Genomic DNA, 24019 nt, shown 5'->3' on the forward strand with positions numbered 1-24019 from the left:
TATCGCATGTACGTAGTGATCGAGGAAGAGGGCTTGTACGTCGTCGAGTTCTCCTTTGTGTCGTTAAAAGAAGGCGAGTTAGTCGAGGAGGATGTCGTCATTAAGGTCGATAAGTCCGGCAGAGCGGTCGAGGCGGGCCGCTTTATGACGCTAGATCAAGCCATAACGGCGGCCGCTAGGCGATTGCTCGACGTCGAGGATAGCGTGGAGGCGCTGTTGGACAAACTGGAATACCGCTTAGAGGCCGAGGAGAGGGTGGAGCCGCTCGACATATACGATATGTCGTATCTCGTACACGCCCTATATGCTCATGCGTCCTCCCTCAGATCCCTATCGTCTCGACTAAAAGGCCTAGGCCTCGTGAGGCCGAGGACGTACGAGATGACCCGCGCCGCCCTCAGGAGGGCCCTCTTCTTGCGAAGGACGCTTTTCGACTTGCGCCTGCTCTATTTGACCAAGATCCAGAGCTCGATAAACGTCTCCATGAAGAGGATGACCTTGGTGGGGACAGTGGCCCTTCCGGCTATACTCATATCGAGCATCTACGGGATGAACTTATCTTGGTTGCCCCTCTCACATAACCCGCTCGCGGTCTTCGCACTCATGGCTGTAGCTACTGCGGTTTTCGCGGCCTTGGTCTACAAGATGTAATCACTGGGCGACTCCGACCGTGTTCCCGACCCCGATTAGAATCACCGATTCGCCCGGCTGCACCTTCTCCTTTATGAAGTCCACGACGCGTTTGCTGACGACCTGCACCGCGTCATAAACGTCCTTGGTCATAGCCGTTAAGGCCTCTGCCTCCCTCATCTTGATTAGGAAGGCGTAGAGCGGAACGCCGTATTTAGTCGCTATGGTCTCTATGTTGAACTTCTCAGCGCCTATGCCGCCCATGGCCACGCCGACCCCCTCGGCCACATCGCCGGTCCTCTCGCCCTCGAGCTTCAACGCGGCGTCCACAGTTATCACGTATTTGGGCCTAACGCCCAGCTTCCCGAAAACGTACTCGACCCCCTCGTCGGGTCTACCCACAGTGCTGCCCGGGCCCTTGGCCTTTATCACGTACAGCTTCCGCCCCTCTAGGTCGCACTCCACAATAGCCGTGTCCTTGACGCCGTCGTGGTAGACTGGCTGCGAACACAGCCGGGACACGTTATAAGCAACGAGGGGCCCGGCGCTGTCGCCCACGGGTAATCCCTTCATGAAGGCCGAGACGGCTCCATTAAGGGCATCTGAGACTTCTTTCAATAAGGGTAACAACATAGATAATTGCATAGCATATACATAAAGTTTATATTTTTTCGCAATTCTATAATAATGATCCACGATCTTGTACAAGAAGTTTATTTCCCTCAACGCCTCTAGCGCAGTCGAGGCGTTCTTGACGGCTATATTGTTATCGCCGATTAACTTAGCGACCTCCGACTCTGACGCGGTCTCGTACGCGTTGAGGATGTTCTTGTACTTTGGAACTATGCCGAAGGGGTCCAAGCTCGTGGGCGTTATCACGGTGAAGTCCAACATCCTCCTTATCACTTCGTCCACCTCCTTACGTCCGACTCCTTGCCTTTTCAGCTTGTCCAAGTAATTGCCTATATCGTTTGAGGCCGTCCTTATCATTTGGCCCAAGTAGGACAAGAAACCGCCTATCTGCCAGAGCGGCCTTTGTATGTAATAGAATTCCTGATATATATAGATAGCCATGAACCACACTATAGTGGTTATGATCCAGTACCAGATGCTAGACCCCGTAGTCATTGCTTGGAGTATCATCGGCTTACTGCTGTTATGTTATTATAAAGATTTTAGCGATCGAGGACAGGCTTGCTCCTCGTCTAGCACATGCCCATCACGCTTCAGCGATCCCCTCGACCTCCACATCCCTCCCCTTACTGTTCCTCCTCGCCAGAGCCAAGCCGGCCGAGGCCCCTGCGGCGAGCGAGGCGGCGACCACCCTAATGAGGCCGTCCTCCGTTAAGACAGGAAGCCTTATCGTATCGCTTAGCTGAACCGTGTATTCAATCCCTCTGTACCTCACCACCATCACATCGGTTATGGGGATCAACGCAACGACGCCGTTTGAGCCTCTGAAGGTCAAGCCTCCCTCCAACACCTCGAAGTTGTTCAACGGGAGGCCCAACACGTCCACGACGCGCACGCGTTTGGCCAAGTTGGTGTCGTTTATTGATATAATAGGACTCGCCTTGACGACGTAGCTAGCTATAGCGGTGCCGTTGAGGTATACCGTCACGGTCACGTTGGCGCCCACGCGTGTCACAGCAGGCGTGACGACGCCATAGCCCCATCCGTGCACGAGGACCCGCGGCTTAACTATATCGGTGTAGGCCGTCAAGTAGCCTCCCGACAAAGAGGCTGGGTAGTAGAAAGTAGAATTGCCGAGCACGACCGCCACGTAGTAGTTCACGCCGTATACTAAACACCTCCCTACGGGCGAGCCGCCGGCTGTCGTCGGGTACACCGTGAGGTTGTAGAGCGAGAGCGGATTGCCCGCCGCATCGGTGGCGTTTATCCCTTGTAGCAAGGTGGTGTTTATAGCCTTGGGGAAATATGGCATCTGGAGGACGTACGTCTCGCCGTCGTTGAGTTGCACCGTCACGACCACGGGCCTAGTCAATGGGTCGGAGATGTAGGCATAGCCTTGGCATTCGCCCGAGACGGGTATCTGGATCTGTTTGACGACGATGGAGGGCTTGCCCAATAGGACTACTTGGCTCGGCGCAAAGCGCAAAGCCGGCACGGACACTTGGTATCCCCCCGAGAGATCCACGCCGGGCTCAGGCACGTAGACGTAATAGTCGGGCGATTTAGAAGAGAGGGATATGGGCGTGACGTTGACTAGGCCGTAGCCAGTTATGGACACTTGGGGCGCATAGGCGAGGTATTCGGCCATGTATACGCCGGCTACGCTCTCTTCGTAGATCTTGTACAAGAAAGATCCCGTCACGTTGGGCTTGTACAACGACTTGATGGCTATTAGAGCTGCGTCGGATATGTTGAGCTGCAACGAGCCTATTAAGTTATACACAGCTGAATCGCCGTAAGACAAGGGGATTAACGGCCCGACGGCCCTCCATTTGTCCACAGTTACCGCCAAGAAGGCTCCGCACGCCCTTCCCGTGATATACGTCGGCGTGCTGTAGGGCGACAACAACGCCCTGCGCGAGTTCCCGTACGCGTCTATGACGTAAACAGCGCTTATCCCATATCCCGAGAGTGGGTCGAGGTAAGCGGTGACGTTGACGCAACCGCCTAAATATACGCTGTAAACGTAGGGGACGTAGGGTATCTGCACCGCGGCGAGGGTCGAGTTCAACAACAGATATAGGGTTATCAACATCGGAGTCGACGAGCCGGGGAGAAAATAAGGACAACATTTAAGTAGGGGGAGGCTCGACGAACGACGTGAAGTTCGCCACGGCGTCGGTCCTCTTCTCGCTTGCGGCGTTCGTGGTAGCTTGGGCTTTGAAGGGGTTGCCCCCGGGCTTGGCCTTGCCCCTATACGTCTCCTTGACTGTGGTGGACGTCGTGCTCTTCGTCTTAGGCAGAAGGGACGCGGCCGCCGCTCTGGATATAGCTTCTGCGGAATGGGAGGCGGCCGAGCTCAAGGCGTTGATGGGGTTGTTAATAGCTCTGTTTATCTTGTCGATAACCGCATTAGGCTACCTCATAATACTCTACACGGCCCCGTCGGCGCTAGCCGTTTGATCTGCTCTTGGTCTCCAGCTCCTCTAGCCTGCGCCTGCACTCCTCCAGCCTGTTCTTGAGCTCGGCCACAGCAGCCTCGCGGAGCAAGAGCGATCTGTAGAACGAGAGGATCTCCCTCTCTTGCTCTAGGAGCTTCTTCTGCCACTCGGCCAAGCGCGTGTGCTCCTCCACGAGCCTCCGCGCGAAAGGCGCTAGGCCGTCCATGAGCTCCATCTCCTTGCGCCTGACGTAGTCCTCCATCTTCGAGTACTCGGCCTCCTTCGCCTTCAGAGCCTCCTCCACTCTTTTGTACTTCGCCACTAGGTCCTCCAACTCCTTCTTCTTGGCCTCTATGTCCCTCTCCAGTTGCTCCAGCTCGGCCCTCCTCCTCTCGAGCTCTTGCAGTTTCGCCTCGGCGTCTTTGCCCTTGGCCTCTAGCTCCCTCACGCGCGCTTCGCGTTGGTCCAACTCGACCTTCTTGGCCTCTAGCTCTTGTTGCATCTTCTTGAGGTCTAGATCGCGCCTCAACAGCTCCTCCTCGCGAGTCCTCAAGGCCCGCTCCCTTTCCTCCAGCTCTTGGAGAAGCGCCGTGTATTTCCCCAACACGCCCCTCAGCTCGTCCAACAAAGGCTTGGCGGACGTCGAGAGCTCGGCCAATTTCTTGAGGTCTTGCGCCATGGCCTCCAGCTCGCCCTCCCTCCTCTTGAGGGCCTCCTCGCGTGTTCTGAGCTCGGCCTCCCTATAGGCCAATTGCTTTATCTTGTTCTCGTAGTCCTGCATCTTAGCGGTCATCTCCTTGACTATCTCCAACATGGAGGCCGCCACAGCCCTTATCTGTCCAGCTATGTTGTTCAAGCCCTCTAGGGCAGAAGAGGCCTCTCCCAGCTTCCCCAAGAGGTCGTTCACGGAGCTTAAAGATTTGTTCAAAGAGTCGGCGGCGTTAACCACTTGCGCGGCCGCTACGTTGAGCTTGTCCATTACCGCGATCAACTCCCCCTGTCTCGAGGCGAGCTCCGACATCCCGCGAACTATCTCGTTGAGCTTGGCGACGTTGTCCACTAGGTCTTTAATGCTCCGCGATATTACGCTTGATAAACTATCAATAGACTTTTTAATATCATTAATATTATTTCTCAAATCAGGTTGTATAAAATTTCTCAATTCATTTAAACTAGAATTGATAGAGCTTAAAGCCGAGTCTATCCTAGTTAACGCCTCCTCAACGCGCTTGTCTCTGAACACGGCCGGCTCTTATTACATAAATTTAAATTCATTTACTCGCGGAGTAGCGGAGATCGGCTCCTCGTTGTTTCTCGAGCTCCAGCTGAAGCGCGGCTATCCTCTCGAGAAGCGACTCGCAGAGGGAATCCCTCTTCCGGAGCTCCTCCAATAAGATCTCCCTTTGATACGCAAGCTCCTCTAACGCCTTCTGCAATATCGAGCCGATACGATCGGCGGCTTCTTGAATCCTAGAAACCGCTACCTCGACGTCGGGGGCCGCCGGCTGTTGTTGCACAGCCTGGGACTTGTTGGAGAGCTCTGCGATTTGCCTAGAGAGCATAGATATATCCTTCTTGATCTCGAGCAACTCCCTCAACACGTCTTGCAACACCTCCTCCGGGGGCAGATCCGCCACGTCTTGCGCGTAGTATATCCTTAAATAATTGTCGTATATTGTGGGGTTCCGATCGGCGAGGGCGAATATAAGGGCTAAATATGTCGACGTCGAGGCCGTGATATTGGGCCCCTCGACTATAGGCGAGGGCTCTTTCGTCGACGCCGTGGTCGTGGGCTACCCGACTAGGGCCAAGATACTAGGCGATTTCGAGAACCTCGACGAGATAAGCGAGGGGGCCAAGATAGGCCAAAACGCTGTCCTCAGAAGGGGTTCGGTGATCTATGAGAGGGTCTTGATGGGATCCGGCGTCGAGTTGGGCCACAACGTGCTAGTACGCGAGGATACAATTATAGGCGACGGCGTCAGGATAGGGACGGGCTCCATAATAGAGAGGGGGGTAAGGATAGGGAAAAACGCTTGGATCCAATCCATGGTCTATATCCCAAACGGGACCGTGATAGAGGACGAGGTGTTCATAGGGCCCAACGCCGTTATCACTAACGATAAGTATCCGCCGAGCAAGAGGCTGGACCCGGTCGTGATCAAGAGGGGCGCAGTCATAGGGGCTAACGCCACCTTGGTGGCTGGTGTGGAGATCGGCGAGGGCGCCGTCGTGGCCGCCGGCGCTGTGGTGACGCGGGACGTGCCGCCCGGCGCTGTCGTGGCCGGAGTACCGGCAAGAGAGATATCGAGGCTCGAGGAATATCTCGAGAAGAGGAGGGCGTACGAGTCCTCGCCTCCTAGAACCCTGCAACGGCCCTCTTGATCCTTCTCGACATCTCCTCGTACATCCTCATCTCTTCCTTGGTCAACGACGGCGGTATGCGCTTGAGCGCCTCCTCGAAGTGTTGTCTCGAAACGGGCCGCGCCGAGCTAGCCCTCTCCCTGATGGTCTCCCTTAAGGCCAACATCGCGGCCTCTCTAACCAAAGCGGCTATATCGGCGCCTGTGTAGCCCTCGGTCCTCTTGGCAAGCTCGGCCAAGTCGACTACGTCCTCCTTCTTGCACCTGCCGTCTTTCGCGGCCGCCTCGTCGCATAGCTTGACCCGCCTCGTGTGCACTTTGAATATCTCGAGCCTAGCCTTCTCGTCGGGCGGAGGCACGTATATTATGCGGTCGAATCTACCGGGCCTTAATAATGCGGGGTCCAGTATATCGGGCCTATTGGTCGCGGCCATCACTACGACGTTTTTCAACGTGGCTATGCCGTCCATCTCCGCCAAGAGCTGGTTGACTATTCTATCGGTCACGCCGCTGTCGCCGAGTCTGGACCCCCTTGCCGGCGCTATGGAGTCTATCTCGTCGAAGAATACGACACAAGGCGCGGCCATTCTGGCCCTCTTAAATATCTCCCTCACGGCCTTCTCCGACTCGCCGACCCATTTGCTCAAGATCTCGGGCCCCCTCACGGCTATGAAGTTGGCGCCGGATTCCGTGGCCACGGCCTTGGCGAACATGGTCTTGCCGACTCCTGGCGGGCCGTAGAGCAATATGCCCCTCGGCGGCTCCACGCCCAGCTCGTCGAAATAGGCTCTGTACTTCATAGGCCATTCTACTATCTCCCTCAGCTCTTGCTTGATGTCGTCGTAGCCGCCTATATCGCTCCAATGCACCTCGGGTACTTCTATTATCACCTCGCGTAACACAGTCGGCTGGACGTACTTCATGGCTTCGAGGAAATCGCTCATGCCGACCTTGAGCTTGTTGAGGACCTCTTGCGGTATGCTGTCTTGGTCTAAGTTTATCAGCCCCTTGGCTACGGCCTTCCTCAACGAGGACATAGCGGCCTCCTTAGCCAACGCGGCTATGTCCGCGCCGGTGTAGCCGTGGGTCATCTCCGCTATTTTATCCAGATCGACCTCATCGCCGGGCTGACAGATCCCCGTCTTCACGTCCTCGCTGGTACACAAAGGCATGTTGCGGGTGTGCACTTGCAGTATCTCTCTGCGCGCCCTCTTGTCGGGCATCGGGATTTGTATCTCCCTGTCGAACCTCCCCGGCCTCCTCAAGGCGGGATCCACGGCGTCTGGCCTATTGGTGGCGCCTATGACCACTATCTGCCCCCTCTCCTGTAGCCCGTCCATTAGGGTCAAGAGCTGGGCCACCACCCTCTTCTCCACCTCGCCCGTGACCTCCTCCCTCTTGGGAGCTATGGCGTCTATCTCGTCTATGAAGATTATGGCGGGGGCGTTCTTCTTGGCCTCCTCGAATATCTCCCTCAACTTGGCCTCCGACTCGCCGTAGTACTTCGACATTATCTCGGGCCCGTTTATGGCTATGAAGTAGGCGTTGGCCTCGTTGGCCACGGCCTTGGCCAACAAGGTCTTGCCGGTGCCCGGAGGGCCATATAGGAGGATCCCCTTGGGAGGCTCTATGCCCAAGTGCTTGAACAGCTCGGGGTGTCTGAGGGGCAGCTCGACCAACTCCCTTATCTTCTGCTTGGCCTCCTCCAAATCGCCTATGTCCTCCCAAGTGACCCGCGGTATGGCCAACTCGGTCTCCTTAACGGGCTCCTCTCTAACTAAGACCTCGGTATCGACTGAGACGTACGCGGCCGGGCCCGGCTGGACTTGCACTACGATAAACCTAATAGAGCCGCCGTAAAACGGCACGTCTATCGCTTGTCCTCTAGTAACGGGCTTCCCGAGGAGGATCTGCTTCTTGAGGTACTCCGGATCGACCCTCACGGGCTCCGTGGGCGCCAACACCACCCTCTGCGCCGGCTTGAGCGAGATCTTCCTAACCTTGACGGTATCGCCTATCCCCACTCCGGCGTTCTGTCTTATCATCCCGTCCATCCTAATCACGTCCTTGTCTTCGTCCTCAGGATAGGCCGGCCACACTTGCGCGTAGGCCGATTTCCTCCCCACGATCTCTACGTAATCGCCGGGCTCTACTCCGAGCCTTTTCATCACCCTTATCGGTATCCTGACGATAGAGCGCCCGACGTCTCGGGACTTAGCCTCGAAGACGCGTAGAATGACCTCGTCGGCCATCATCTGCGCACGGGGCCCATCTATAAAAGCTTTTAATCCCCAAAAGGCTAATGCCAAATATGTCGATTTTCGACGAGTTCGATAGAATAATAAAGCGATGGCAGAAGTTCTTCGAGGAGTTAGAGAGCCAAATAGACGAGGAGTTCCAGAGGCTCTCCCAATATAAGTACCAAGGCAGAGGCAAGCCCAGGTTCTACTACTACGGATTTGAAATAACAATAGGGCCTGACGGGAGGCCCGTGGTGAGGGAGTTCGGCAACGTGAGGAGCAGAAAGGAGGGCTCGGGCATAGAGGTAGTGGACGAGATAGAGCCGTTGACGGACGTAGTGGAGGACGACGGGAAGATAAAAGTCGTCGCCGAGATTCCCGGAGTTGAAAAGGAGGACATAAAGGTGCGGCTGAGCGAGGACAACAAGACGTTGATAATAAGCGCGTCGGGCAAGGACAGGAAGTACTACAAGGAGATACCTCTGCCGGGCGAGGTAGTGCCCGAGAAGACCAAGGCCTCATACCGCAATGGAGTCCTCGTGGTGGAGCTCGAGAAGAAGGACAAGGGCAAGAGGGGGTTCGAGATAAAGGTCGAGTGATTTTTTATGCCATATCACATAAAGGCGGATAAGTCTGAGGTAGCCGATATCGTCGTCGGGGTCGGGGATCCCGCCAGGGCCCAGCTCTTCGCCGAGGCCGTGGGGGCCAAGCTGGTCAACGCTAATAGATATCCGGTCTACACTGGCCGCTATAGGGACGTTGCCATCACCATAGTGGCCCACGGGATAGGGGCGCCGTCGATAGCCATAGCGCTTGAGGAGCTCAAGATGCTCGGCATGAGGAAGTTCGTGAGGATAGGGACGGCGGGCGCTCTCGCCGATTTGAAAATAGGCGATGTAGTGGTAGCTTCGGCTGCCATAGCCGCTAAACGCGGAGGCATATATGCCTCCTATTTTGGCGACGCTTGTCCTCCTCTCGCCCCATCGCCCTGGCTCACAGTTAAGCTCTACGAGAGGTTGAGGAGGTTGGGCGCGGTCATGGGCCCCGTCGTGTCCAGCGATGCGTTCTACGCCGAATCTGGCGTAGCGGACCTCTGGAGGTCTTGGGGCGCCTTAGCCGTCGAGATGGAGTGCGCTACCGCGATGATGCTCGGGTGGCTTAGGGGCTTCGAGGCCGCGTGCGTCTTGGTTATAAGCAACGTGGTAGGGAGGGAGGGCTCGGCGGATCTACGCGGGAGGTTCCTGGAGGTGTTCAAAGAAGTGCTGGAGGCCTTGGCGTGACGTCATTTGGGGTTCTTAATCGTCATCGATCAGTAGCGGCAGCCCTGCGCATCATCGTAGTGCATATCTCCTTCGTTAATAATGCTAACGTCGTAGCTATCTCTGCGTACATCTCCTCGACGCATTTGGCGCAATAAGCAGTGGTCTTGCCCTTATAAATGCCGAGATATCCCACGTTTTCGGGCCCTATAAGGGCGCCGCATGATTTGCACTTAGGTTTTTTTAGTTTCACGAAAATTTCCACTTCGGCCCTATCGGCGTTCGTCACCACTTCGCCCGCCGCCGATAGGAAGAAGATTAGTTTCGATCTACCCTCCCTCTTCATGCCAAAATGGAAGATATAAAAACAACTGACGTGCGGGGCTCGTTGCGGCATATGTAGCGAGTACATCACAGTGTCGCGTCGGCCGGCCTCCGGCGGCCCTCATTAATATAGTCTTCGTCACGTCGGCCGAAACGGATCACGGCGAATCGTTGGCGAGACAAATATCGGAGGTTTAAGGGACTGAGGCTTTAAGCCCTAGCAGACGGCCGCTCTTCCAACTCCCTTGCGTTGAGTTCCTCGGCGGATATCCTCACGTACTTCTGGCTTGAGCTAAGCCCGACGGCCACGATGGGGATGAGGCCGCGCGGCCTCACGAGGCGTCTTCCCTCTCGACGCGTTGACGACATACCTCTTTGCAGATCGGCGTATGGGAGCGAACGGCGCGCCGGCCGCGGTGAACTGGGCGCTCTCGACGACTCCGCGCCTTTTGTAGTAGCTATTTCCTTAGCCTATCGCTCCCCCAACGCTTTATGAAGTCGTGCTCAACGCCTAATGCGTCCAATATCCTCCCCACGAAGAAGTCCACGAGCTCCTCCAAAGTCTTAGGTCTATGGTAAAACGGAGGGGCCGCCGGCATGACGATCGCGCCGGCCAACGCAGCGAGCTCCATGTTCCTTATATGCACCAAGCTCAGGGGCGATTCCCTTACCACTAAAACGAGCTTTCTTCTCTCCTTGAGCGCTACCTCGGCCGCTCTAGTTATTAGATTAGTCGTTATCCCGTTAGCCACTGCGGCCAGCGTCTTGGTGGAACAGGGGACTATCGCCACCGCATCTATCTTAAAACTACCTGAAGCGGGCGGGGCCTCCATGTCGTCCTCCTCCCAATAATAGTCGGCTAACTTCACGACGTCCTCTTTGTCGCCCCCAACCTCATGCCGGATAATGCGCCACGCCGTCTTGGACACCGACAAGTGCACCTCGACGTCGCCCAGCCTTCTGAGGAGCTGGAGCAGCCTCACGCCGTATATGACGCCCGAAGCTCCCGTAATGCCCACGAAAACCCTCATAGAGTCGAGTCGTAGATGGCTTTATAAAAACTGAGTAAATTCCTCTATGCGTAAGAAGAGGGAGAGAGGTCACAGAAAGAAGTCCCTCGATTATTATGCGATAGTCTCCGTATACCTCCCCCCTGAATATATAGAGTACCTAGACGCGTTAGTCGATATGGGCATATTCGACAACAGGTCCGAAATAGTCGAGGCCGCTCTCGAAGAATTGCTCCGCAAATACGACGTGAGGATCGAGGACGAGGACATAGACGCGCTGAGGGGTAGATAAATCAGCTTTGTCACCACCGCTCATCCTCGCCACACACCGCTCTCATCACTAGGCTGCTTAGGGCACTTCAATATTAGCGTGGCGCTTTGCGAGATCTTGTTCGTTCTTGCCGAGCCTTTTCATCAAGTCTGCCACTATAGCGTCTAGCACCACCATGGCAGTGTCCTCGAAAAGAGTGCCGAGAGGCGATAAAGGCTCGTGTAGTCCTAGGATCTGCCTTGCGAAGTAGTCCGTCATAGCGGCGACTTTAGTCCGGCCGGGCACAAAGACGACTATATCGGCCAGCCTTCCCAGCGGCGAGTCGGGATAGGTGGTGACTGCCACTACCAGAGCCCCCATCTTCTTAGCCGCCTCGGCTGCGGCGACGGCGATCTGGGTGGTCCCGCTGCCGGATATGGCGACTACTATGTCGTCTTTCCTAACAGGCGGGGTGATCGTCTCACCCAACACGTAGGAGTGTATGCCGAGATGGCGCAACCTCATGGCGAAGCCCCTAGCGACGAGCCCGCTACGTCCCATGCCGACAACCAACACTGCCCTCTCCTCTTTATAAGCAGATACTAGAACATCTGTGAATTTCTTTATACTTTCTAGATCGAGCCTATCGAGAGAATTTAAGATGAAAGTAGCTATTTCTAGAAAGGCGGCTTTAAATATCTCCGACACAATGAAACAAAAATCTTCAATTTAAAAATACTACCTCTTAAGGGACCTATCGCTACGGAATATCTCGACCCTCTGCGCGTTTAGCTCTTTGGCGATGTAATTGAAGGCAGCTTCGGGATCTGTATTGCCGCACGTGTAGACGTCAACCGTGGCGAAGCCATGTTCGGGCCAAGTGTGCACCGAGATGTGGCTCTCGGCCACTATGGCGAAGACTGTGAGCCCCCCGTTAGCTCCGAATTTGTAAACGTTGATGGACACCAGGGTGGCGTTGGCCAATTTAACTGCGTTGGTTACTATTTGTACTAATCTGGTTTCATCTCGTAAGACCTCCCTATCGCAGTTGTATAAGTTCCCGTAAACATGGCGGCCTATTACCACGGCCCCCGCCCCGGCGTCCCCCCGCATAAGAGGGGGTAGCTGGCCAGTATATAAAATTGACCCCCAGAAATATGCCGGCATCCTCCGCAAAATTGCGCGTTAGATTGGATCACAAACATCGGCTTTAGATGTGCCACTATAGGGGGCGGCGACCAGCCTAATGTACATATATAAGTTTATATACAGCGCTAGTGTCGGTTATAGGCCGATGTCGGCGATTCGCCGTCCGTACCCGGCGCATTTCTTGCGGGTAAAACACTAAACTCGTTATCAAGCCTTAGCAACATGCCCAAGCTCCATATAGCGTCCTTGGAGGACATAATCAGCGGTAAGGCCACGGACATCTATTTCGTGAGGACCATCGAGGCGTTGAGGGCCGCCGGTTTGGATAACGCCGTGGTACGCGCCGAGTTCCACGTTGCGTCGTTGCCCCGAGGGTACAAGTGGGCCGTCTTCGCTGGCCTTAAGGAGGCGCTTTACGTCTTAGAGGGGAGGCCCGTTACTGTGTATTCTCTGCCGGAGGGGACTCTTTTCGGCGAGAACGAGCCGCTTATGGTCATAGAGGGCAGATACGTCGACTTCGCGGTCTTCGAGACCACCCTCTTGGGTATACTACGTCATTACACGAGCATAGCATCTAAGGCGGCTAGAGTTAAGAAGGCTGCGAGAGGTAAGACGTGCCTATTCTTCGGAGCGCGCGTCTTACACCCGGCCGTGCAGCCCATGGCCGATAGAGCCGCATACATCGGAGGGTGCGACGGCGTATCCGGAGTGCTGGGGGCTGAAATGCTCGGGAAACAGCCCTCGGGCACTATGCCGCACGCCCTTATGATAATCTTTAGGGCCTTAAAGGGCGACCACACCCTCGCGTGGCTGTGGTTCGACAAGACGGCGCCGCCCGAGGTGCCGAGGGTCATATTGGCCGATACCTTCCTCGACGAGAGAGAGGAGTCGTTGATGGCGGCGAGGCTGTTAGGCGAAAGGCTCTGGGGAGTAAGGCTGGACACTCCGGGGAGCAGAAGAGGGAATATGTTGAAGATAGCGAGGGAGGTCAGATGGGCCCTCGACTTGGCCGGTTATAAGAACGTCAAGATCGTAGTGAGCGGAGGCCTAGACGAGGAGGAAGTGGCGAGGCTGGCCGAAGTCGTTGACGTTTTCGGCGTCGGCACGTCTATAGCTTTCCCGCCCAGCGTTGATATCTCCATGGATATAATCGAGGTCCTAGTCGACGGGGTCTGGACTCCCATTACGAAGAGGGGGAAGCTCCCCGGCTTCAAGCAAGTCTACGACTGCGGCGGCAAGCGCTTAATAAAGCCGTGGCGGGACCCGCCGCCGAGATGCCCCGACGGGAGCGAGGCTAGGCCTCTGATGAGGAAGTACCTAGAAAACGGAAAGATAGTTGAGAGGATGCCCAGCGAGGACGAAATAAGGCAATACGTCTTGAGTCAACTTGAGTCGGCGGAGCTTTGATACGCACCGACATCGCGCGGCGTAGTCCTTTGCGGGCTCTCGCCAGCTGTTAGGCCGGGTGAGCTGTGTTTTCTCGGCTGTCGCGTATGAGAGGCCTCGCTACCGTAACGCCTTAGGCTTTATCAAGAGGGGGCCGTAGGTGGCCTCCCCCGAGGCCAACATCTTGTAGAGCCTCACTAAGCTGGGCCCCGCCATCCTCGCGAAGCGTTTGTTGTAGCCGAGAGTTCCTAAGAGCTTGCTGATCAAGCGACTCCTCTTGATCTCCTCGACGTACGGCCTCACGAGGTGTCTGTACACGGCCTCCGCCTCTCGGGGGCTGTTCCTGATCTTCAGGGCTATGTAGGCCGCTTGCGCGGCCAAGGCGCCTGTGGCTATGGCGTAGTATATCCCCTCGCCCGTCGAGGCGTCCACGAAGCCCGCGGCCTCCCCCGCCAACAAGACGTTCCCGCGCCCCAACCTCCTGAGGCTCCCCAAACTGAGCGGATGGCCCATCACGCCCTTAGCCTTAAGCCCCAGCGATTCGGCCCATTTGGTCAACGCCTCTCTAAGATCCCTCCAAGGCCCCCAGCCCACTCCTATCCCGACGTCGACTCCCCTATCGCCTAGCGTGAAGGCCCAAGCGTAGCCCACGCCGCCTGTCTCCTCGTGCGCGAAGTCGAAGTCTATCAAGCACACGTCGTCTAGGTACCCCTCGGCGATAGACATAAAGGCTATCGCGTGCGTTTTCGGGCTCGGCGGCGGCTCCCCGAGCGACCTCGCCACGGCGCTGTTGGCGCCGTCGGCCCCTATTATGACGAGGCCCTCGTAGACCCCTCGCTCTCCCACGGCTTTATTGCCTTCGACCCTCAACACCTTGTCCACCACGAATTCCGCGCCCGATTGTTCCAAGAGCATCTTATCGAACTCGGGCCTTCGCGTGATCTTGATGGGCTCGCCCCTATGCGTGTATCTAATATCGGCGACCTTCACCTTGATCTCTCTACACTCCCCATACCAGTTGTACTCCACGCCCATCCTCTCGAGCATCTTCCAAGTTCTCGGCGTTAGGCCGCCGCCGCACGGCTTCTCCCTCGGCGGCTTGAACCGATCGACGACTAGGACTTTAAGGCCGAGCCTCCTCGCGACGATGGCAGCGGCCCCTCCCGCGGGCCCCGCGCCCACTATGACGACGTCGTACACGGCCTAGAGTCGGCTGTTGTTTTAACGTTTACTCGTAGCGGAGGGCATCGACTAAGTTCATCTTGCCGGCCCTCAGAGCTGGGGCCAAGGCGCCCAGGACGTTGATGGCCGCCGCCAACGCGGCTGTGCCCAAGGCTATGCCGAGTTGCGGACGTATGGGCACAGACATACCGGGGAAGAAGTTGATCTCCACGAAGCTCAAGGGGATCATCAAGGCGCTTCCTACGGCGATACCCAACGCCGAGATTATCGCTGCCTCAGTTATGACCAAGGCCGTTATCTGCCTCCTCTTGAAGCCCACCGCCCTCAATATGCCGAACTCCTTGGTCCTCTGTATCACCGATATGGTCATGGTGTCGTAGAGCCAAAGCGCCGTGATGGCCGTGGACACGCCCGAGACTAGGCCCAGGAAGAGCTCAAGCCCGGTGAAGAATTGGTTTACGGTCTGCACTAGAGAGGCCAAGCTGACGACTTGTGCGTCGGGGAATACGGCCTTTATCAACGGCTGGACCTTGTCGATATACGCCGTGTCCTTTAACGCTATCACGACTAACGAGTAGCCCGAGATGTCGGTGATGTACCTGAACTGGGCCTCGTCTACTATCACCGAGTTCAAGGTGCTTATAACGCTGGGATGCTCCGGCAGCGTTATGCCGGAGACGACCAACGTATACGAGCGGCCCGCGTATATCAAGGACAACGGGTAGCCCACGCCGAGCAGTTGCGCTCCTGTGTTCTGGTCGAACGCGACGTAATAGCCCACGACGGCGAGGCCGCCGCCCACTTCGTTGTTACCCTCATATATCGCGGCTTGAGGCACTAAGACGGATATCTCGTCCCTCGGAACTCCGTATAGGCTCACCGATGCCGCGCGGCCGTTGGGCAGTTTAACCACGGCGAAGGCCGCAGACACCGGCACGACGGCCGTGGAGTAGGGGCCGGCGTACGTCTTGATGACGGCCACGTCGGCTTGCGTAAAGGTCCTCCCCATCACGAAAAGGTTGTTTATGCCCAACTGCGCGAAGAAGGAGAGCGCGCTCTCTCTGAAGTAATTGCCCACCGAGAGGGCGATCGTGAGCGCCATGAAGGCTATCACTACCCCTACCACGGCGCCGATAGTTCTGCCCCTCCTCTCCCAGAGCGCGCCCCAGGCCAGCGCGAGAATCTCCAACACAATGAGCGAGCGGGGCGTCTTTATTTATTATATCGACGCAATAACCCTCTTGCTCCAGAGCTGGTATAAGCCGACCAGGTGCACCAGCGGCGTGTCCGTGATCATTCTGTAGGTGAGCCAGTTCTTGAATGCCTCGGCGTCTGTTCGCGAGCTCCACTCATCGGGCGCGATCTCCACGTAGCCCTTGCTGATCTCCGACGCTATGGCTTGGGCGACCAAAGAGGCTTGCCAGAGCGAGCCCCAGCCGATCGGAGGGAGGCCGAGCTTTAACAAAGCCGAGTCGCCGATGAGGTCGACGCGTTCGTACTGCGTTTCTAAGCTCTCGAGCTTAAGCTCTAAACCCGCCGTCAATGGATGGGGCCTTGCGGCGGGGACCAATATATGCAGCTCATCCTTGGAGGAAGCGGGGGTTCCTCGACCACGTCAAGCCCTATCCCCTTGGCCTTAGCCTTCCAGGGCTCCAGGAGGAAATAGTAGTCGTCAGATACGTAGACTAAATGAACGGACACCTCCTTCTGGGGGAACCTCGTCTTGAGGGCGTATGCGAGCTCTTGGAACCCGATCACAGGCGTGAACTCGCTGACGACGAAGCGGACGGCCTGGCCGCGGCCGCTTTGTCGAAAAGCCTCTCGGCTCCCTCGACGCTCCAGTACTCGGCGCTTCCGACCTTATAGGAACCCGGCGCCAAGACCACATAGTCGCCGCATACGCTCGACGTGTTGAGCAATCTAACGCACTTGTCGTCTAGGGCCTTCGCGGAGTCTTGGACGTGTCTGACTCTCCTCAAACGAGAGAGGGGGAATACCAAGTCCTTGAAGTCCACTAGACCGCCATACGCCATAGGTATACCTATTATGAACTCGCGCACGAGCTTGGGCTCCACTAAGACGACCTCGGCGTCGATGGCTTGAAGGAGCCGGTAGATGAAGTATATCCCAGCTATACCGCCGCCAACGACGACAACTCTGGCCATAGGAGATGTCTCGGTTTATTGGAATATAAGTCTAGCGGAAATGCTAAAATAACGATTTCGATAGGGGGCTACATGGAGGCGTTGGTGACTAGGGTCGGCCGTAAGGAGAGCCCCTACTTGGTGGAGTTCTACGACGTGAATTGCCCGTTTTGCGCTAAGGCGGCTCTGGACCTCTGGAACGAGCTCTTGACCTCCGGCGCCTATTTCGAGTTGGTGTATTTACCAATCCATTACGCCATCTGGAAGGACGTCGGCTCGTATAAAACAGCCGAGGGCACTTACTTGGTTAACCTATCTGCGTTTTGCGTAGACGACCCCGCGGAGAGGGTCAAGTACATCCTGGAGCTCTTCAAAATAACCTCCTCGACGCGGAAAGAGCCAGAGACTATAGAAAAACAGCTAAGATATGCCGAGGGCAAATTCGGCGATCTAAAAAACTGCGTTAAGGGGAAGGTGGGCCGACTAGCCGACGACCCTGAGCTGGCCTACGAGCTGGCGCGCGAATACGCCCTTTCCATAAACGCCGTGGTGACCGGCGTGCCGGCTGCGGCCATAGTCGACGGCGACAAGGCCGTGGAGGTCAAGGAGGGGCTCGGCGATGTGGAAAAACTAGTCAAGAAGTATCTCGACAATAAGAGGAAAGCGCGCGTTTAAGCCGTTCTGCCGTCTCTTCGGGCGTGGTGTCCAAGGTGTAGAGGCCGGCCCCCGTCTCGGCGCTCGCCGCATATTTCAGCTTGCCGTCGGGTCTATACATGCCGTATATCTCGAAATGTAGGTGGTAGTACGCGTGATCGCCTTTAAGCGGCGCTTGGTGTAACACCATCATGTAGGGCATAGGCCTCCCAAGCGCTTTGTTCAACGCGCAGAGAACTTGCCTCAACGTAGAGGCGAGCTCCCCCAGCTCCTCGTCGTCAAGCTGGGTCAATAATTGGACATGGCGTAGGGGGTACACGTGGACTTCGTGGGGCCATCTAGCGTAGTGGGGCACAAAGGCGACCCAACGACGTCCCTTGACGACAGACCTGGCGGACTCGATCTCCCTTCTAAGCACGTCGCAGTGGAGGCAACGCCCTCTTTCCCTCCAATACGAGGCGGCCCTCTCGAGCTCCCTCGCCACGCGCTCGGGCACTACCGGGAGCTCGTATATTTGCGAGTGGGGGTGGGTCAACGAGACTCCTATCTCCTTTCCCTTGTTCCTGAAGAAGAGGAAGTAAGTGATAGCGGGATCCGACACAGCTCTTCTCATCTCCTCGACGACCTTACGGAGGACCTTGATTATGTGATCGGTCGGCAGATCGCTCAGGTCGTCCAGGTCGTGTTGCGGCGTCTCGACCACTACGAGCGCCCTTCCGTAGGCCCTCACTACCTCGTAAAGGCTGTCGCCTGACGCGGGCGGGGCCTCCTCGCTCACCACGGGATATCTATTCGGCAAGATCAACACGTCCCAGCCGTATCCCGTCTCGGGCGCTCCTGGGTCGAACGGGCAGAAATCGCTGGGTTGCCACGGCCTCTGAAGTCGTCTCGGAGCCACCACTATCCAATCGCCAGTTGTGGGATCCCTCCTTATTTCGCTCATAGGAACTGAACCTTCAGCCCTTCGTCCACTTTCAACACCCAGCTCTTGGCCTCGCCGATGCCCCTTATGGATTCGGCCCGTCCCTCAGAGGCCAACGCCATGACTATGCCGCCGAGGCCAGCGCCCGACAGCTTCGCGCCGTAGGCCCCCCTCGACAAGGCGCCTGCGACGAGCGCGTCCAGCTCGGGCGTGCTGACGTCGTAGAGGTCCCTCAAGAGGGAGTGCTGATAGGTCATCACGGCCCCTACGCCCTTGAGCTTCCAATCCTCGCCGTCCAGCTCAGGCAGAAACGGGGCCTCGACCTTGCGCCCCCTCAAGATCTCCAACGCCAGCAACGTCGATTTGTGCATTCTTATCGTGAAGAGGATCCGGTTAGCGAGCACGCGCGGCACGGCCTCCAAGTAGGGCTTAAGCTCCTCCTCGTCCAATTCGTCCCATTTCACCTCCCAGTACTTCTCGGAGAGCTTCTCTCTGATATTGGGAGGCGCCGCGTTGATGAGCGCCTTGAGCCCCTCCTCCAGCTCTTTCTGTCTGCGCGGATGTATTTCGGCCGTGGAGTGGCGCACTCCGCTGTCCAGCGCCACGAAGACGCCTCCCTCTAGGTCCAGCCTCTCTACGTTGTAGGGAGGTCTCGTGTTTATGTAAGAAATCCAGCCGAAGGCCGAGCCGTATTGGTCCAACCTACCGCAAGGTATGCCCATTACCTCCCTCTCCGCCACGTACGCCGCTTCGGCCACGAAGGAGGGCTCTAGGGGTCCTCCCCACAACGCTGAGAGGGCGCCGATCACCGCCACGAGCAAAGCGGCGCTTGAGGCCATCCCGGACGCGATCGGGACGTCGCTGTCGACCTCGAGGACGCAGCCGGCGGCCTTGACGCCGAAACGCATGAGGGAGAGGACGGCGGCCTTGACGTAGTCTATAAACCCGCGGCCGCTCGGAGGTTCGCCAGGTTTGAACTCGCCCGCCTCCCCTGTATTGCGCGACCTAGCTCTACAGAGCCCCTCCAGGCGCCCTGCCCGCGCCCTAGTGCGGAGATTTATGGCGACCGAGACGACGGGCAGGCCTTTGTAGTCTTGGTGGGTGTTTAAAAAATCAAGACGGCCCGGCGCGGACGCAAGGACCTCGAACCTCATAAAATGGCCCTTTCATCTTCGCCGAAGATCTTTATCTTGTCCGGCTTGACATATACTGGGATCTCGACGCCTTCGGCCGGCGGCCTGCCGATCACCTCCACCCTGGCCTCTACGCCGTCCCACTCCACTAAGGCCGTGGTGACGAAGCCTGTGACCTCCACTATCTTGACGCGGCCTTTGGATATTAGCAAGTCGTTCTTGCTCTGAGGGGAGTCCGCCACGTACATATCGGCCGGCCTAATCCCGACGTATATCTTCTTCCCGACGCGATCGGCCAGAGCGGGGGACGCGGGCAAGGGGATCTTCAGAGCGCCCGCGTCGGCTAAGTAGCCGCCGGCCTCCTTCACGAGCTTGGCCTCGAAGACGTTCATGGGCGGGTCGCCCAAGAAGGTCGCCACGAATAGATTCGCGGGCCTGTCCAGCAGATCCTCGACGGTGCCGACTTGTTGCACGACCCCGCGCCTCAACACTGCGAGTCTATCCGCCACGGAGTACGCGTCTTGTTGGTCGTGGGTTACTAATATTGTAGTTATCTTAAGCTCTCTTTGCAACCGCTTCACGAAAGCCCTGGCGCTAATACGTATCCTGGCGTCTAAGTTCGAGAAGGGCTCGTCGAGGAGGAGCAACCTCGGCCTCTTCACCAAGGCGCGGGCTATGGCGACTCTCTGTTGTTGACCTCCCGAGAGCTGGCGGGGGTAGCGGTCCAGAAGGTCTGCTATGCCCAAGATCTCGGCCACTTCCTTAACCCTAGCCTCTATCTCCCTCTTGGGGACTTTCTTTATCTTCAACGGGAAGGCTATGTTGTCGAAGACCTTCATGTGAGGATAAAGGGCCCAGTTCTGGAAGACCATACCCACGTTCCTCTTCGGCGGATCCACGAAGATTTTGCGCTCGACGTCTACGATGACCTCGTCGTCGAACATGATGCGCCCTCTCGTGGGCACCTCCAAGCCGGCGAGGACGCGCAAAAAGGTGGTCTTGCCGTGACCCGAGGGGCCCAAGACCACGAAGAACTCGCCGTCGTTGATCTTGAGGTTTACGTCCTTCAGAGCAACCACGTTGGGCGGAAATATCTTGTCTACATGTTCCAACGTGACCACAACCACGAGTAGTATTACCTTAGGGTTTTAAAATTAAGCTACTACCGAGTCCAGCTTGAGGGAGCTCTCGGCGCGCCTCAAGGCCTCCTCTATCGCCGCGTCCAGCTGGGGATCGATGCCGTCTCTGTAATGATGCGGCGCTATCTCCACCAAGACGTCGGGGTCTACGCCGTATCCCTCTATGGCCGTGCCCACCCCCTCGGCCCAGAAGGCGTATTTGGGCTGAGTGATTATGGTGCCGTCTACGAGCTTATACCTAGTATCAATCCCGACGGTTCCGCCCCAGGTCCTCACGCCTATGACGGGGCCCAGTCCCAGCGCCTTGAAGTCGTAGGTAAATATATCGCCGTCGGAGCCTGCGTACTCGTTAGTGATCAGTACCAACGCCTTGGGCAAGACCAGCTCCGGGTAGGGGCTCGGCTTGAAGTACCTGGTTAAGAAGGCGCCGAAGGCCCTCGCGGCGAGGCGTTGTATGAGCATCCCGGACGTATGGCCTCCTCCGTTGAACCTCACGTCTATTATGAAGGCCTCCTTGTACCCCTCGACGATAAGCTGTTTGAAGAACTCGGCGTAGCCGTAGGGCCCCATATCTGGTATGTGTATATAACCAACTCTCCCGCCCGTCTTTTCGTGTACGTATCGTCTATTGCGTTCTACCCAATGCCTATACGCCAAATGCCTCTCGTCTCTCAAGACCCTTACGGGAAAACGCCTTCTGCCGCGCCTACCGTCTACCTCAACCCAGACCACGTCGCCGGCTCTGTTCAACAAAGCGGCCTCGGGCGGGACGTCGGGACCCAACGCGACGCCTCCTATCGACAACAAACAATCGCCCTCCTCTACGTCAACGCCGGGGGCCGCGAGCGGGCTGCGCTCCCCCTCGTTGGCCGGATCGCCCAAGAGGATCTTGGCCACGCGCCAACAGCCGCCGTCCCAGCGGAACTCGGCCCCGAGGCCGCCCACGGGGTAGGGCTTGTCAACCTCGAAATCCGGCACTATCTCGTAGGCGTGGCTGTTGCCCAACTCGCCTTGCATTTCGTTTATCACATCGCTTAGCTCGTAGCGCGTGCTGATCCTGTCCAATAACGGCTCGTACTTCTTGTACACCGCGTCCCAATCGACCCCGTTCATGTCGGCTCTCCAGAAGTTCTCCTTCATGAGTAGCCAAGCCTCTCGAAACATCTGCCTCCACTCCTTGGCGGGCTCCACGTAGACCTTAACTCTGCCCATGTCCAACACGCCCGACTTCCTCCCCGGCTCTCTGGACTGCATATCGGGCCTCTTCTCGACGTCGACTAGCCTCAGCCTTCCCTCCTCCTTTAGCAGTAGGTATTTGCCGTCAGGCGAGGCCCTTATGGCCGACACGCCAGACGTCAGTTGCTCCTTGGTCTTAGTCTCGAGGTCGTAGATCTCCACGGAGCCCCTCCTCTCTTGGGCCGACCAGAGGTAGTACCGCAAAGCCCCCTCCACGTCGTATCTAAGCCACGCTGCCTTGCCGCCTTTAAGTCCCACCACGGCCGCGTACACGCCCTCCTCTACGGGGAACGGCTCAGCCCTAGCAGGTAGGCCCTCGACGTCTATGTCGGACGTCTGCTCCTCGCGTTTTCTGTACTCCACGAAAGGCGATATGTCGTCCTTTTTCAGCGGGATTAAGTACGGCTTGGAGTGCTTGGCGAACACGTAGTAGAACTGAACTGGGTCTATGGCGGGATTGAACGCCCTCCTCGAGAGGAAGTAGAGGTATCTGCCCGAGGGATCGAAGGCCGGGCTGTAGTCGAAGCTCGTAGGCGGAGTCGCGTCGTAGGTCTTCCCCGACTCGGCGTCGTATAGCCGTATGTTTTGCGTGTAGACGCCTGAGGGCCGGGAATACGCCAGCCAACGGCCCGATGGGTGCCAAGCCAGCTCTGTGATCAGCCCGTACTCGCTCTTGTCGGCCAAGGCCATGGCGCCCGTCTCCAAGTTGAGTATCCACAACTCGCCCTTGTGATTAGAGAGGGCCAGCCTCGGGTATTTCAAGGCCAAGGCCTCGATCAGCCCGATCCCCGGCTCTACCTTCTTGAGCAGAACCCCCTCGCGGCTGTACAGCTCCACGACTCCGTCGTAAGTCGAGACGACGACCTTGTCTCCATCGGCCGAAATGCGCTTGTACCTGGTCGAGCCGCCCCTTTGTCCGAGCTGGACGACGGCCCCCTCCCACGTCGGCATGTAGAAGGCTTGTCCTCTCGAGATCAAAACGACGGCCTCCCCCGAGGGTAGGTGGAAGTCCTCCAAGTACTTAAACGGATCAACAAACTTGGCCATTCTCTGCTTCCTCGAGAGAGGCGCGTCTATCTCGAGGAGCTCCAAGCGCCCCGTCGAGGGGTCCAATAAATATATATCGCCTCCTGCCTGGAAGACTATCCTACGCCCATCCGAGCTGGCGTTCCGCACGAAGAAGTCCTTGAAGCTGGTGTGTTTTCGGAGATCCCCGCCGGATGGATCCACCGAGTATATGTTGCCTACTCCTTCGTGGTCTGACACGAAGAAGACCCTCCCGCCGACTATCATGGGCGAGGTGACGTTGCCGGGGAGGTCCACGAGCTTCTCGAAGGTCCTCCCGCCGTCTCTGCTTATCCAGAGGACGCCGCGCATGCCGCCTCTGTACCTCTTCCAGTAGGGGAGGTCGTAGTTGTTCCGCCCCAACACCACGAAGCCTTCGCCGTACAGTAGGGCGGTCGCCGGCCCGAGGCCGAGCCTTTCGTATCTGCCGTCGAGCGACACGGCGTATAGCTCCCTCCACCGCGTGAACGGCATCTTGAAGTCGCTGTACACTAGGACCCTTCCGTCGGGGGTCCAGCCCACTACGCGCGTAAACGGGGAGCCGAAATAGGTCAGCCTCTTGGGCTCTCCGCCCTCGGCGGGAATCACGTAGGCTTCAGCGAGCGTGCCTTGGTCGGTCTGTTGGAGCCTAGTGAACGCTATGTAGCGCCCATCGGGCGAGAACTTAGGCCTCAACACAATGCCGAAGTCCGAGGTGAGGCGTTGGGCCACGCCGCCCGAGAACTTCCAGAGGTCGTCCTCGGTGACGAAGACGATCTCGTCGCCATATATGTCCGGATGCATGTAGTATCCCTTCATCGACCGCTTCGTACCGCGTAGTTTTAAACGTGGCGCAAGAAATATTTTGGCTATTAATCTC

General features: G+C 57.2%; 27 protein-coding genes. 8 read left to right on the forward strand and 19 right to left on the reverse strand.

Annotated features, from left to right (window positions below; translation table 11 throughout):
* The first annotated feature begins 6 nt into the window (after positions 1-6).
* Positions 7-651, forward strand: coding sequence for a CorA family divalent cation transporter (locus tag ACZ5PA_RS09715; RefSeq protein ID WP_464930132.1), 645 nt, complete (start codon positions 7-9; stop codon positions 649-651).
* Here the strand turns inward: ACZ5PA_RS09715 and ACZ5PA_RS09720 are convergent, their stop codons facing one another.
* Together ACZ5PA_RS09720 and ACZ5PA_RS09725 are read right to left on the reverse strand one after the other, a co-directional pair.
* Entirely contained in the window at positions 652-1773 is a 1122-nt protein-coding gene (locus ACZ5PA_RS09720; protein WP_464930133.1) for a DUF1512 domain-containing protein, read from the reverse strand.
* Between the two features lie 76 nt (positions 1774-1849).
* Positions 1850-3358 (reverse strand): hypothetical protein, encoded by a 1509-nt coding sequence (locus ACZ5PA_RS09725; protein ID WP_464930134.1) that lies wholly within the window; start codon positions 3356-3358, stop codon positions 1850-1852.
* Between the two features lie 65 nt (positions 3359-3423).
* On the opposite strand from ACZ5PA_RS09725, the gene ACZ5PA_RS09730 reads away from it, so the two are divergent.
* A complete protein-coding gene (locus ACZ5PA_RS09730) occupies positions 3424-3726 on the forward strand; it encodes a hypothetical protein (protein ID WP_464930135.1) in 303 nt (100 codons plus the stop codon).
* Here ACZ5PA_RS09730 and ACZ5PA_RS09735 read toward each other — a convergent pair.
* Both ACZ5PA_RS09735 and ACZ5PA_RS09740 read right to left on the reverse strand, forming a co-directional pair.
* Positions 3715-4764, reverse strand: a complete 1050-nt coding sequence (locus ACZ5PA_RS09735; protein ID WP_464930136.1) for a hypothetical protein — start codon at positions 4762-4764, stop codon at positions 3715-3717. The genes ACZ5PA_RS09730 and ACZ5PA_RS09735 overlap by 12 nt on opposite strands.
* A gap of 211 nt (positions 4765-4975) precedes the next feature.
* Complete coding sequence (locus ACZ5PA_RS09740; RefSeq protein WP_464930137.1) at positions 4976-5341, reverse strand: hypothetical protein; 366 nt, start codon at positions 5339-5341, stop codon at positions 4976-4978.
* Between the two features lie 40 nt (positions 5342-5381).
* Between ACZ5PA_RS09740 and ACZ5PA_RS09745 the strand changes: the two genes are divergently transcribed.
* The gene (locus ACZ5PA_RS09745; protein ID WP_464930138.1) at positions 5382-6089 is read left to right on the forward strand and encodes an acyltransferase; all 708 of its coding nucleotides are present in this window, start codon (positions 5382-5384) and stop codon (positions 6087-6089) included.
* Here the strand turns inward: ACZ5PA_RS09745 and ACZ5PA_RS09750 are convergent.
* Complete coding sequence (locus ACZ5PA_RS09750) at positions 6064-8319, reverse strand: CDC48 family AAA ATPase (protein WP_464930139.1); 2256 nt, start codon at positions 8317-8319, stop codon at positions 6064-6066. The genes ACZ5PA_RS09745 and ACZ5PA_RS09750 overlap by 26 nt on opposite strands.
* Positions 8320-8378: 59 nt before the next feature.
* Between ACZ5PA_RS09750 and hsp20 the strand changes: the two genes are divergently transcribed.
* Together hsp20 and ACZ5PA_RS09760 are read left to right on the forward strand one after the other, a co-directional pair.
* Complete coding sequence (gene hsp20, locus ACZ5PA_RS09755) at positions 8379-8906, forward strand: archaeal heat shock protein Hsp20 (protein WP_464930140.1); 528 nt, start codon at positions 8379-8381, stop codon at positions 8904-8906.
* Positions 8907-8912: 6 nt separating this feature from the next.
* The gene (locus tag ACZ5PA_RS09760; protein WP_464930141.1) at positions 8913-9587 is read left to right on the forward strand and encodes a phosphorylase family protein; all 675 of its coding nucleotides are present in this window, start codon (positions 8913-8915) and stop codon (positions 9585-9587) included.
* A gap of 22 nt (positions 9588-9609) precedes the next feature.
* Here ACZ5PA_RS09760 and ACZ5PA_RS09765 read toward each other — a convergent pair whose 3' ends face one another.
* The 3 genes from ACZ5PA_RS09765 to ACZ5PA_RS09775 form a co-directional block, all read right to left on the reverse strand.
* Entirely contained in the window at positions 9610-9912 is a 303-nt protein-coding gene (locus ACZ5PA_RS09765) for a hypothetical protein (protein ID WP_464930142.1), read from the reverse strand.
* Positions 9913-10100: 188 nt separating this feature from the next.
* On the reverse strand, positions 10101-10226 hold the full coding sequence (locus ACZ5PA_RS09770; protein WP_464930143.1) for a hypothetical protein: 126 nt from the start codon (positions 10224-10226) through the stop codon (positions 10101-10103).
* Positions 10227-10348: 122 nt separating this feature from the next.
* Positions 10349-10921, reverse strand: a complete 573-nt coding sequence (locus ACZ5PA_RS09775; RefSeq protein WP_464930144.1) for a UbiX family flavin prenyltransferase — start codon at positions 10919-10921, stop codon at positions 10349-10351.
* A 46-nt stretch (positions 10922-10967) separates the two neighbouring features.
* Between ACZ5PA_RS09775 and ACZ5PA_RS09780 the strand changes: the two genes are divergently transcribed.
* Complete coding sequence (locus ACZ5PA_RS09780) at positions 10968-11192, forward strand: ribbon-helix-helix domain-containing protein (protein ID WP_464930145.1); 225 nt, start codon at positions 10968-10970, stop codon at positions 11190-11192.
* Positions 11193-11249: 57 nt separating this feature from the next.
* On the opposite strand, the gene hxlB is transcribed toward ACZ5PA_RS09780, so the two are convergent.
* Together hxlB and speD are read right to left on the reverse strand one after the other, a co-directional pair.
* Positions 11250-11858: a 6-phospho-3-hexuloisomerase gene (gene hxlB, locus ACZ5PA_RS09785; RefSeq protein ID WP_464930146.1), complete on the reverse strand. Its 609-nt coding sequence runs from the start codon at positions 11856-11858 to the stop codon at positions 11250-11252.
* 30 nt (positions 11859-11888) lie between these two features.
* On the reverse strand, positions 11889-12263 hold the full coding sequence (speD, locus tag ACZ5PA_RS09790; protein WP_464930147.1) for an adenosylmethionine decarboxylase: 375 nt from the start codon (positions 12261-12263) through the stop codon (positions 11889-11891).
* A gap of 258 nt (positions 12264-12521) precedes the next feature.
* Between speD and ACZ5PA_RS09795 the strand changes: the two genes are divergently transcribed.
* Positions 12522-13706: a nicotinate phosphoribosyltransferase gene (locus ACZ5PA_RS09795; RefSeq protein ID WP_464930148.1), complete on the forward strand. Its 1185-nt coding sequence runs from the start codon at positions 12522-12524 to the stop codon at positions 13704-13706.
* Between the two features lie 99 nt (positions 13707-13805).
* Here ACZ5PA_RS09795 and ACZ5PA_RS09800 read toward each other — a convergent pair whose 3' ends face one another.
* From ACZ5PA_RS09800 to ACZ5PA_RS09820, 5 genes are read right to left on the reverse strand one after another with little or no spacing between them, the layout of a single operon-like run.
* The gene (locus ACZ5PA_RS09800) at positions 13806-14885 is read right to left on the reverse strand and encodes a geranylgeranyl reductase family protein (RefSeq protein ID WP_464930149.1); all 1080 of its coding nucleotides are present in this window, start codon (positions 14883-14885) and stop codon (positions 13806-13808) included.
* A gap of 28 nt (positions 14886-14913) precedes the next feature.
* On the reverse strand, positions 14914-16059 hold the full coding sequence (locus ACZ5PA_RS09805; RefSeq protein ID WP_464930150.1) for an ABC transporter permease: 1146 nt from the start codon (positions 16057-16059) through the stop codon (positions 14914-14916).
* Positions 16060-16086: 27 nt separating this feature from the next.
* On the reverse strand, positions 16087-16437 hold the full coding sequence (locus ACZ5PA_RS09810) for a hypothetical protein (protein WP_464930151.1): 351 nt from the start codon (positions 16435-16437) through the stop codon (positions 16087-16089).
* Entirely contained in the window at positions 16407-16625 is a 219-nt protein-coding gene (locus tag ACZ5PA_RS09815; protein WP_464930152.1) for a hypothetical protein, read from the reverse strand. Before ACZ5PA_RS09815 ends, ACZ5PA_RS09810 begins: the two co-directional genes overlap by 31 nt.
* A complete protein-coding gene (locus tag ACZ5PA_RS09820; protein WP_464930153.1) occupies positions 16622-17032 on the reverse strand; it encodes a hypothetical protein in 411 nt (136 codons plus the stop codon). Before ACZ5PA_RS09820 ends, ACZ5PA_RS09815 begins: the two co-directional genes overlap by 4 nt.
* 72 nt (positions 17033-17104) lie before the next feature.
* Between ACZ5PA_RS09820 and ACZ5PA_RS09825 the strand changes: the two genes are divergently transcribed.
* Positions 17105-17686: a DsbA family protein gene (locus tag ACZ5PA_RS09825; RefSeq protein WP_464930154.1), complete on the forward strand. Its 582-nt coding sequence runs from the start codon at positions 17105-17107 to the stop codon at positions 17684-17686.
* On the opposite strand, the gene galT is transcribed toward ACZ5PA_RS09825, so the two are convergent.
* Genes galT through ACZ5PA_RS09845 form a run of 4 tightly spaced genes read right to left on the reverse strand, consistent with a single transcriptional unit; the run spans position 17646 to position 23958 of the window.
* Positions 17646-18608, reverse strand: coding sequence for a galactose-1-phosphate uridylyltransferase (gene galT / locus ACZ5PA_RS09830; RefSeq protein ID WP_464930155.1), 963 nt, complete (start codon positions 18606-18608; stop codon positions 17646-17648). The two genes, ACZ5PA_RS09825 and galT, sit on opposite strands and share 41 nt — an antisense overlap.
* Complete coding sequence (locus ACZ5PA_RS09835) at positions 18605-19741, reverse strand: GHMP family kinase ATP-binding protein (RefSeq protein ID WP_464930156.1); 1137 nt, start codon at positions 19739-19741, stop codon at positions 18605-18607. The genes galT and ACZ5PA_RS09835 overlap by 4 nt, the downstream gene beginning before the upstream one ends.
* Entirely contained in the window at positions 19738-20847 is a 1110-nt protein-coding gene (gene glcV, locus ACZ5PA_RS09840) for a glucose ABC transporter ATP-binding protein GlcV (RefSeq protein ID WP_464930157.1), read from the reverse strand. The genes ACZ5PA_RS09835 and glcV overlap by 4 nt, the downstream gene beginning before the upstream one ends.
* A 27-nt stretch (positions 20848-20874) precedes the next feature.
* On the reverse strand, positions 20875-23958 hold the full coding sequence (locus ACZ5PA_RS09845) for a S41 family peptidase (RefSeq protein WP_464930159.1): 3084 nt from the start codon (positions 23956-23958) through the stop codon (positions 20875-20877).
* Between the last annotated feature and the right edge of the window lie 61 nt (positions 23959-24019).

Source organism: Thermoproteus thermophilus, assembly GCF_055392855.1.

Excerpts from the sequence above, each read along its gene's own strand:
- ACZ5PA_RS09715 (WP_464930132.1), top strand. The coding sequence starts at position 7 with ATGTACGTAGTGATCGAGGAAGAGGGCTTGTACGTCGTCGAGTTCTCC.
- ACZ5PA_RS09720 (WP_464930133.1), bottom strand. The coding sequence starts at position 1,773 with ATGATACTCCAAGCAATGACTACGGGGTCTAGCATCTGGTACTGGATC.
- ACZ5PA_RS09725 (WP_464930134.1), bottom strand. The coding sequence starts at position 3,358 with ATGTTGATAACCCTATATCTGTTGTTGAACTCGACCCTCGCCGCGGTG.
- ACZ5PA_RS09750 (WP_464930139.1), bottom strand. The coding sequence starts at position 8,319 with ATGGCCGACGAGGTCATTCTACGCGTCTTCGAGGCTAAGTCCCGAGAC.
- hsp20 (WP_464930140.1), top strand. The coding sequence starts at position 8,379 with ATGTCGATTTTCGACGAGTTCGATAGAATAATAAAGCGATGGCAGAAG.
- ACZ5PA_RS09760 (WP_464930141.1), top strand. The coding sequence starts at position 8,913 with ATGCCATATCACATAAAGGCGGATAAGTCTGAGGTAGCCGATATCGTC.
- ACZ5PA_RS09765 (WP_464930142.1), bottom strand. The coding sequence starts at position 9,912 with ATGAAGAGGGAGGGTAGATCGAAACTAATCTTCTTCCTATCGGCGGCG.
- ACZ5PA_RS09775 (WP_464930144.1), bottom strand. The coding sequence starts at position 10,921 with ATGAGGGTTTTCGTGGGCATTACGGGAGCTTCGGGCGTCATATACGGC.
- ACZ5PA_RS09780 (WP_464930145.1), top strand. The coding sequence starts at position 10,968 with ATGCGTAAGAAGAGGGAGAGAGGTCACAGAAAGAAGTCCCTCGATTAT.
- speD (WP_464930147.1), bottom strand. The coding sequence starts at position 12,263 with ATGCGGGGGGACGCCGGGGCGGGGGCCGTGGTAATAGGCCGCCATGTT.
- ACZ5PA_RS09795 (WP_464930148.1), top strand. The coding sequence starts at position 12,522 with ATGCCCAAGCTCCATATAGCGTCCTTGGAGGACATAATCAGCGGTAAG.
- ACZ5PA_RS09820 (WP_464930153.1), bottom strand. The coding sequence starts at position 17,032 with ATGGCCAGAGTTGTCGTCGTTGGCGGCGGTATAGCTGGGATATACTTC.
- ACZ5PA_RS09825 (WP_464930154.1), top strand. The coding sequence starts at position 17,105 with ATGGAGGCGTTGGTGACTAGGGTCGGCCGTAAGGAGAGCCCCTACTTG.
- galT (WP_464930155.1), bottom strand. The coding sequence starts at position 18,608 with ATGAGCGAAATAAGGAGGGATCCCACAACTGGCGATTGGATAGTGGTG.
- ACZ5PA_RS09835 (WP_464930156.1), bottom strand. The coding sequence starts at position 19,741 with ATGAGGTTCGAGGTCCTTGCGTCCGCGCCGGGCCGTCTTGATTTTTTA.
- ACZ5PA_RS09845 (WP_464930159.1), bottom strand. The coding sequence starts at position 23,958 with ATGAAGGGATACTACATGCATCCGGACATATATGGCGACGAGATCGTC.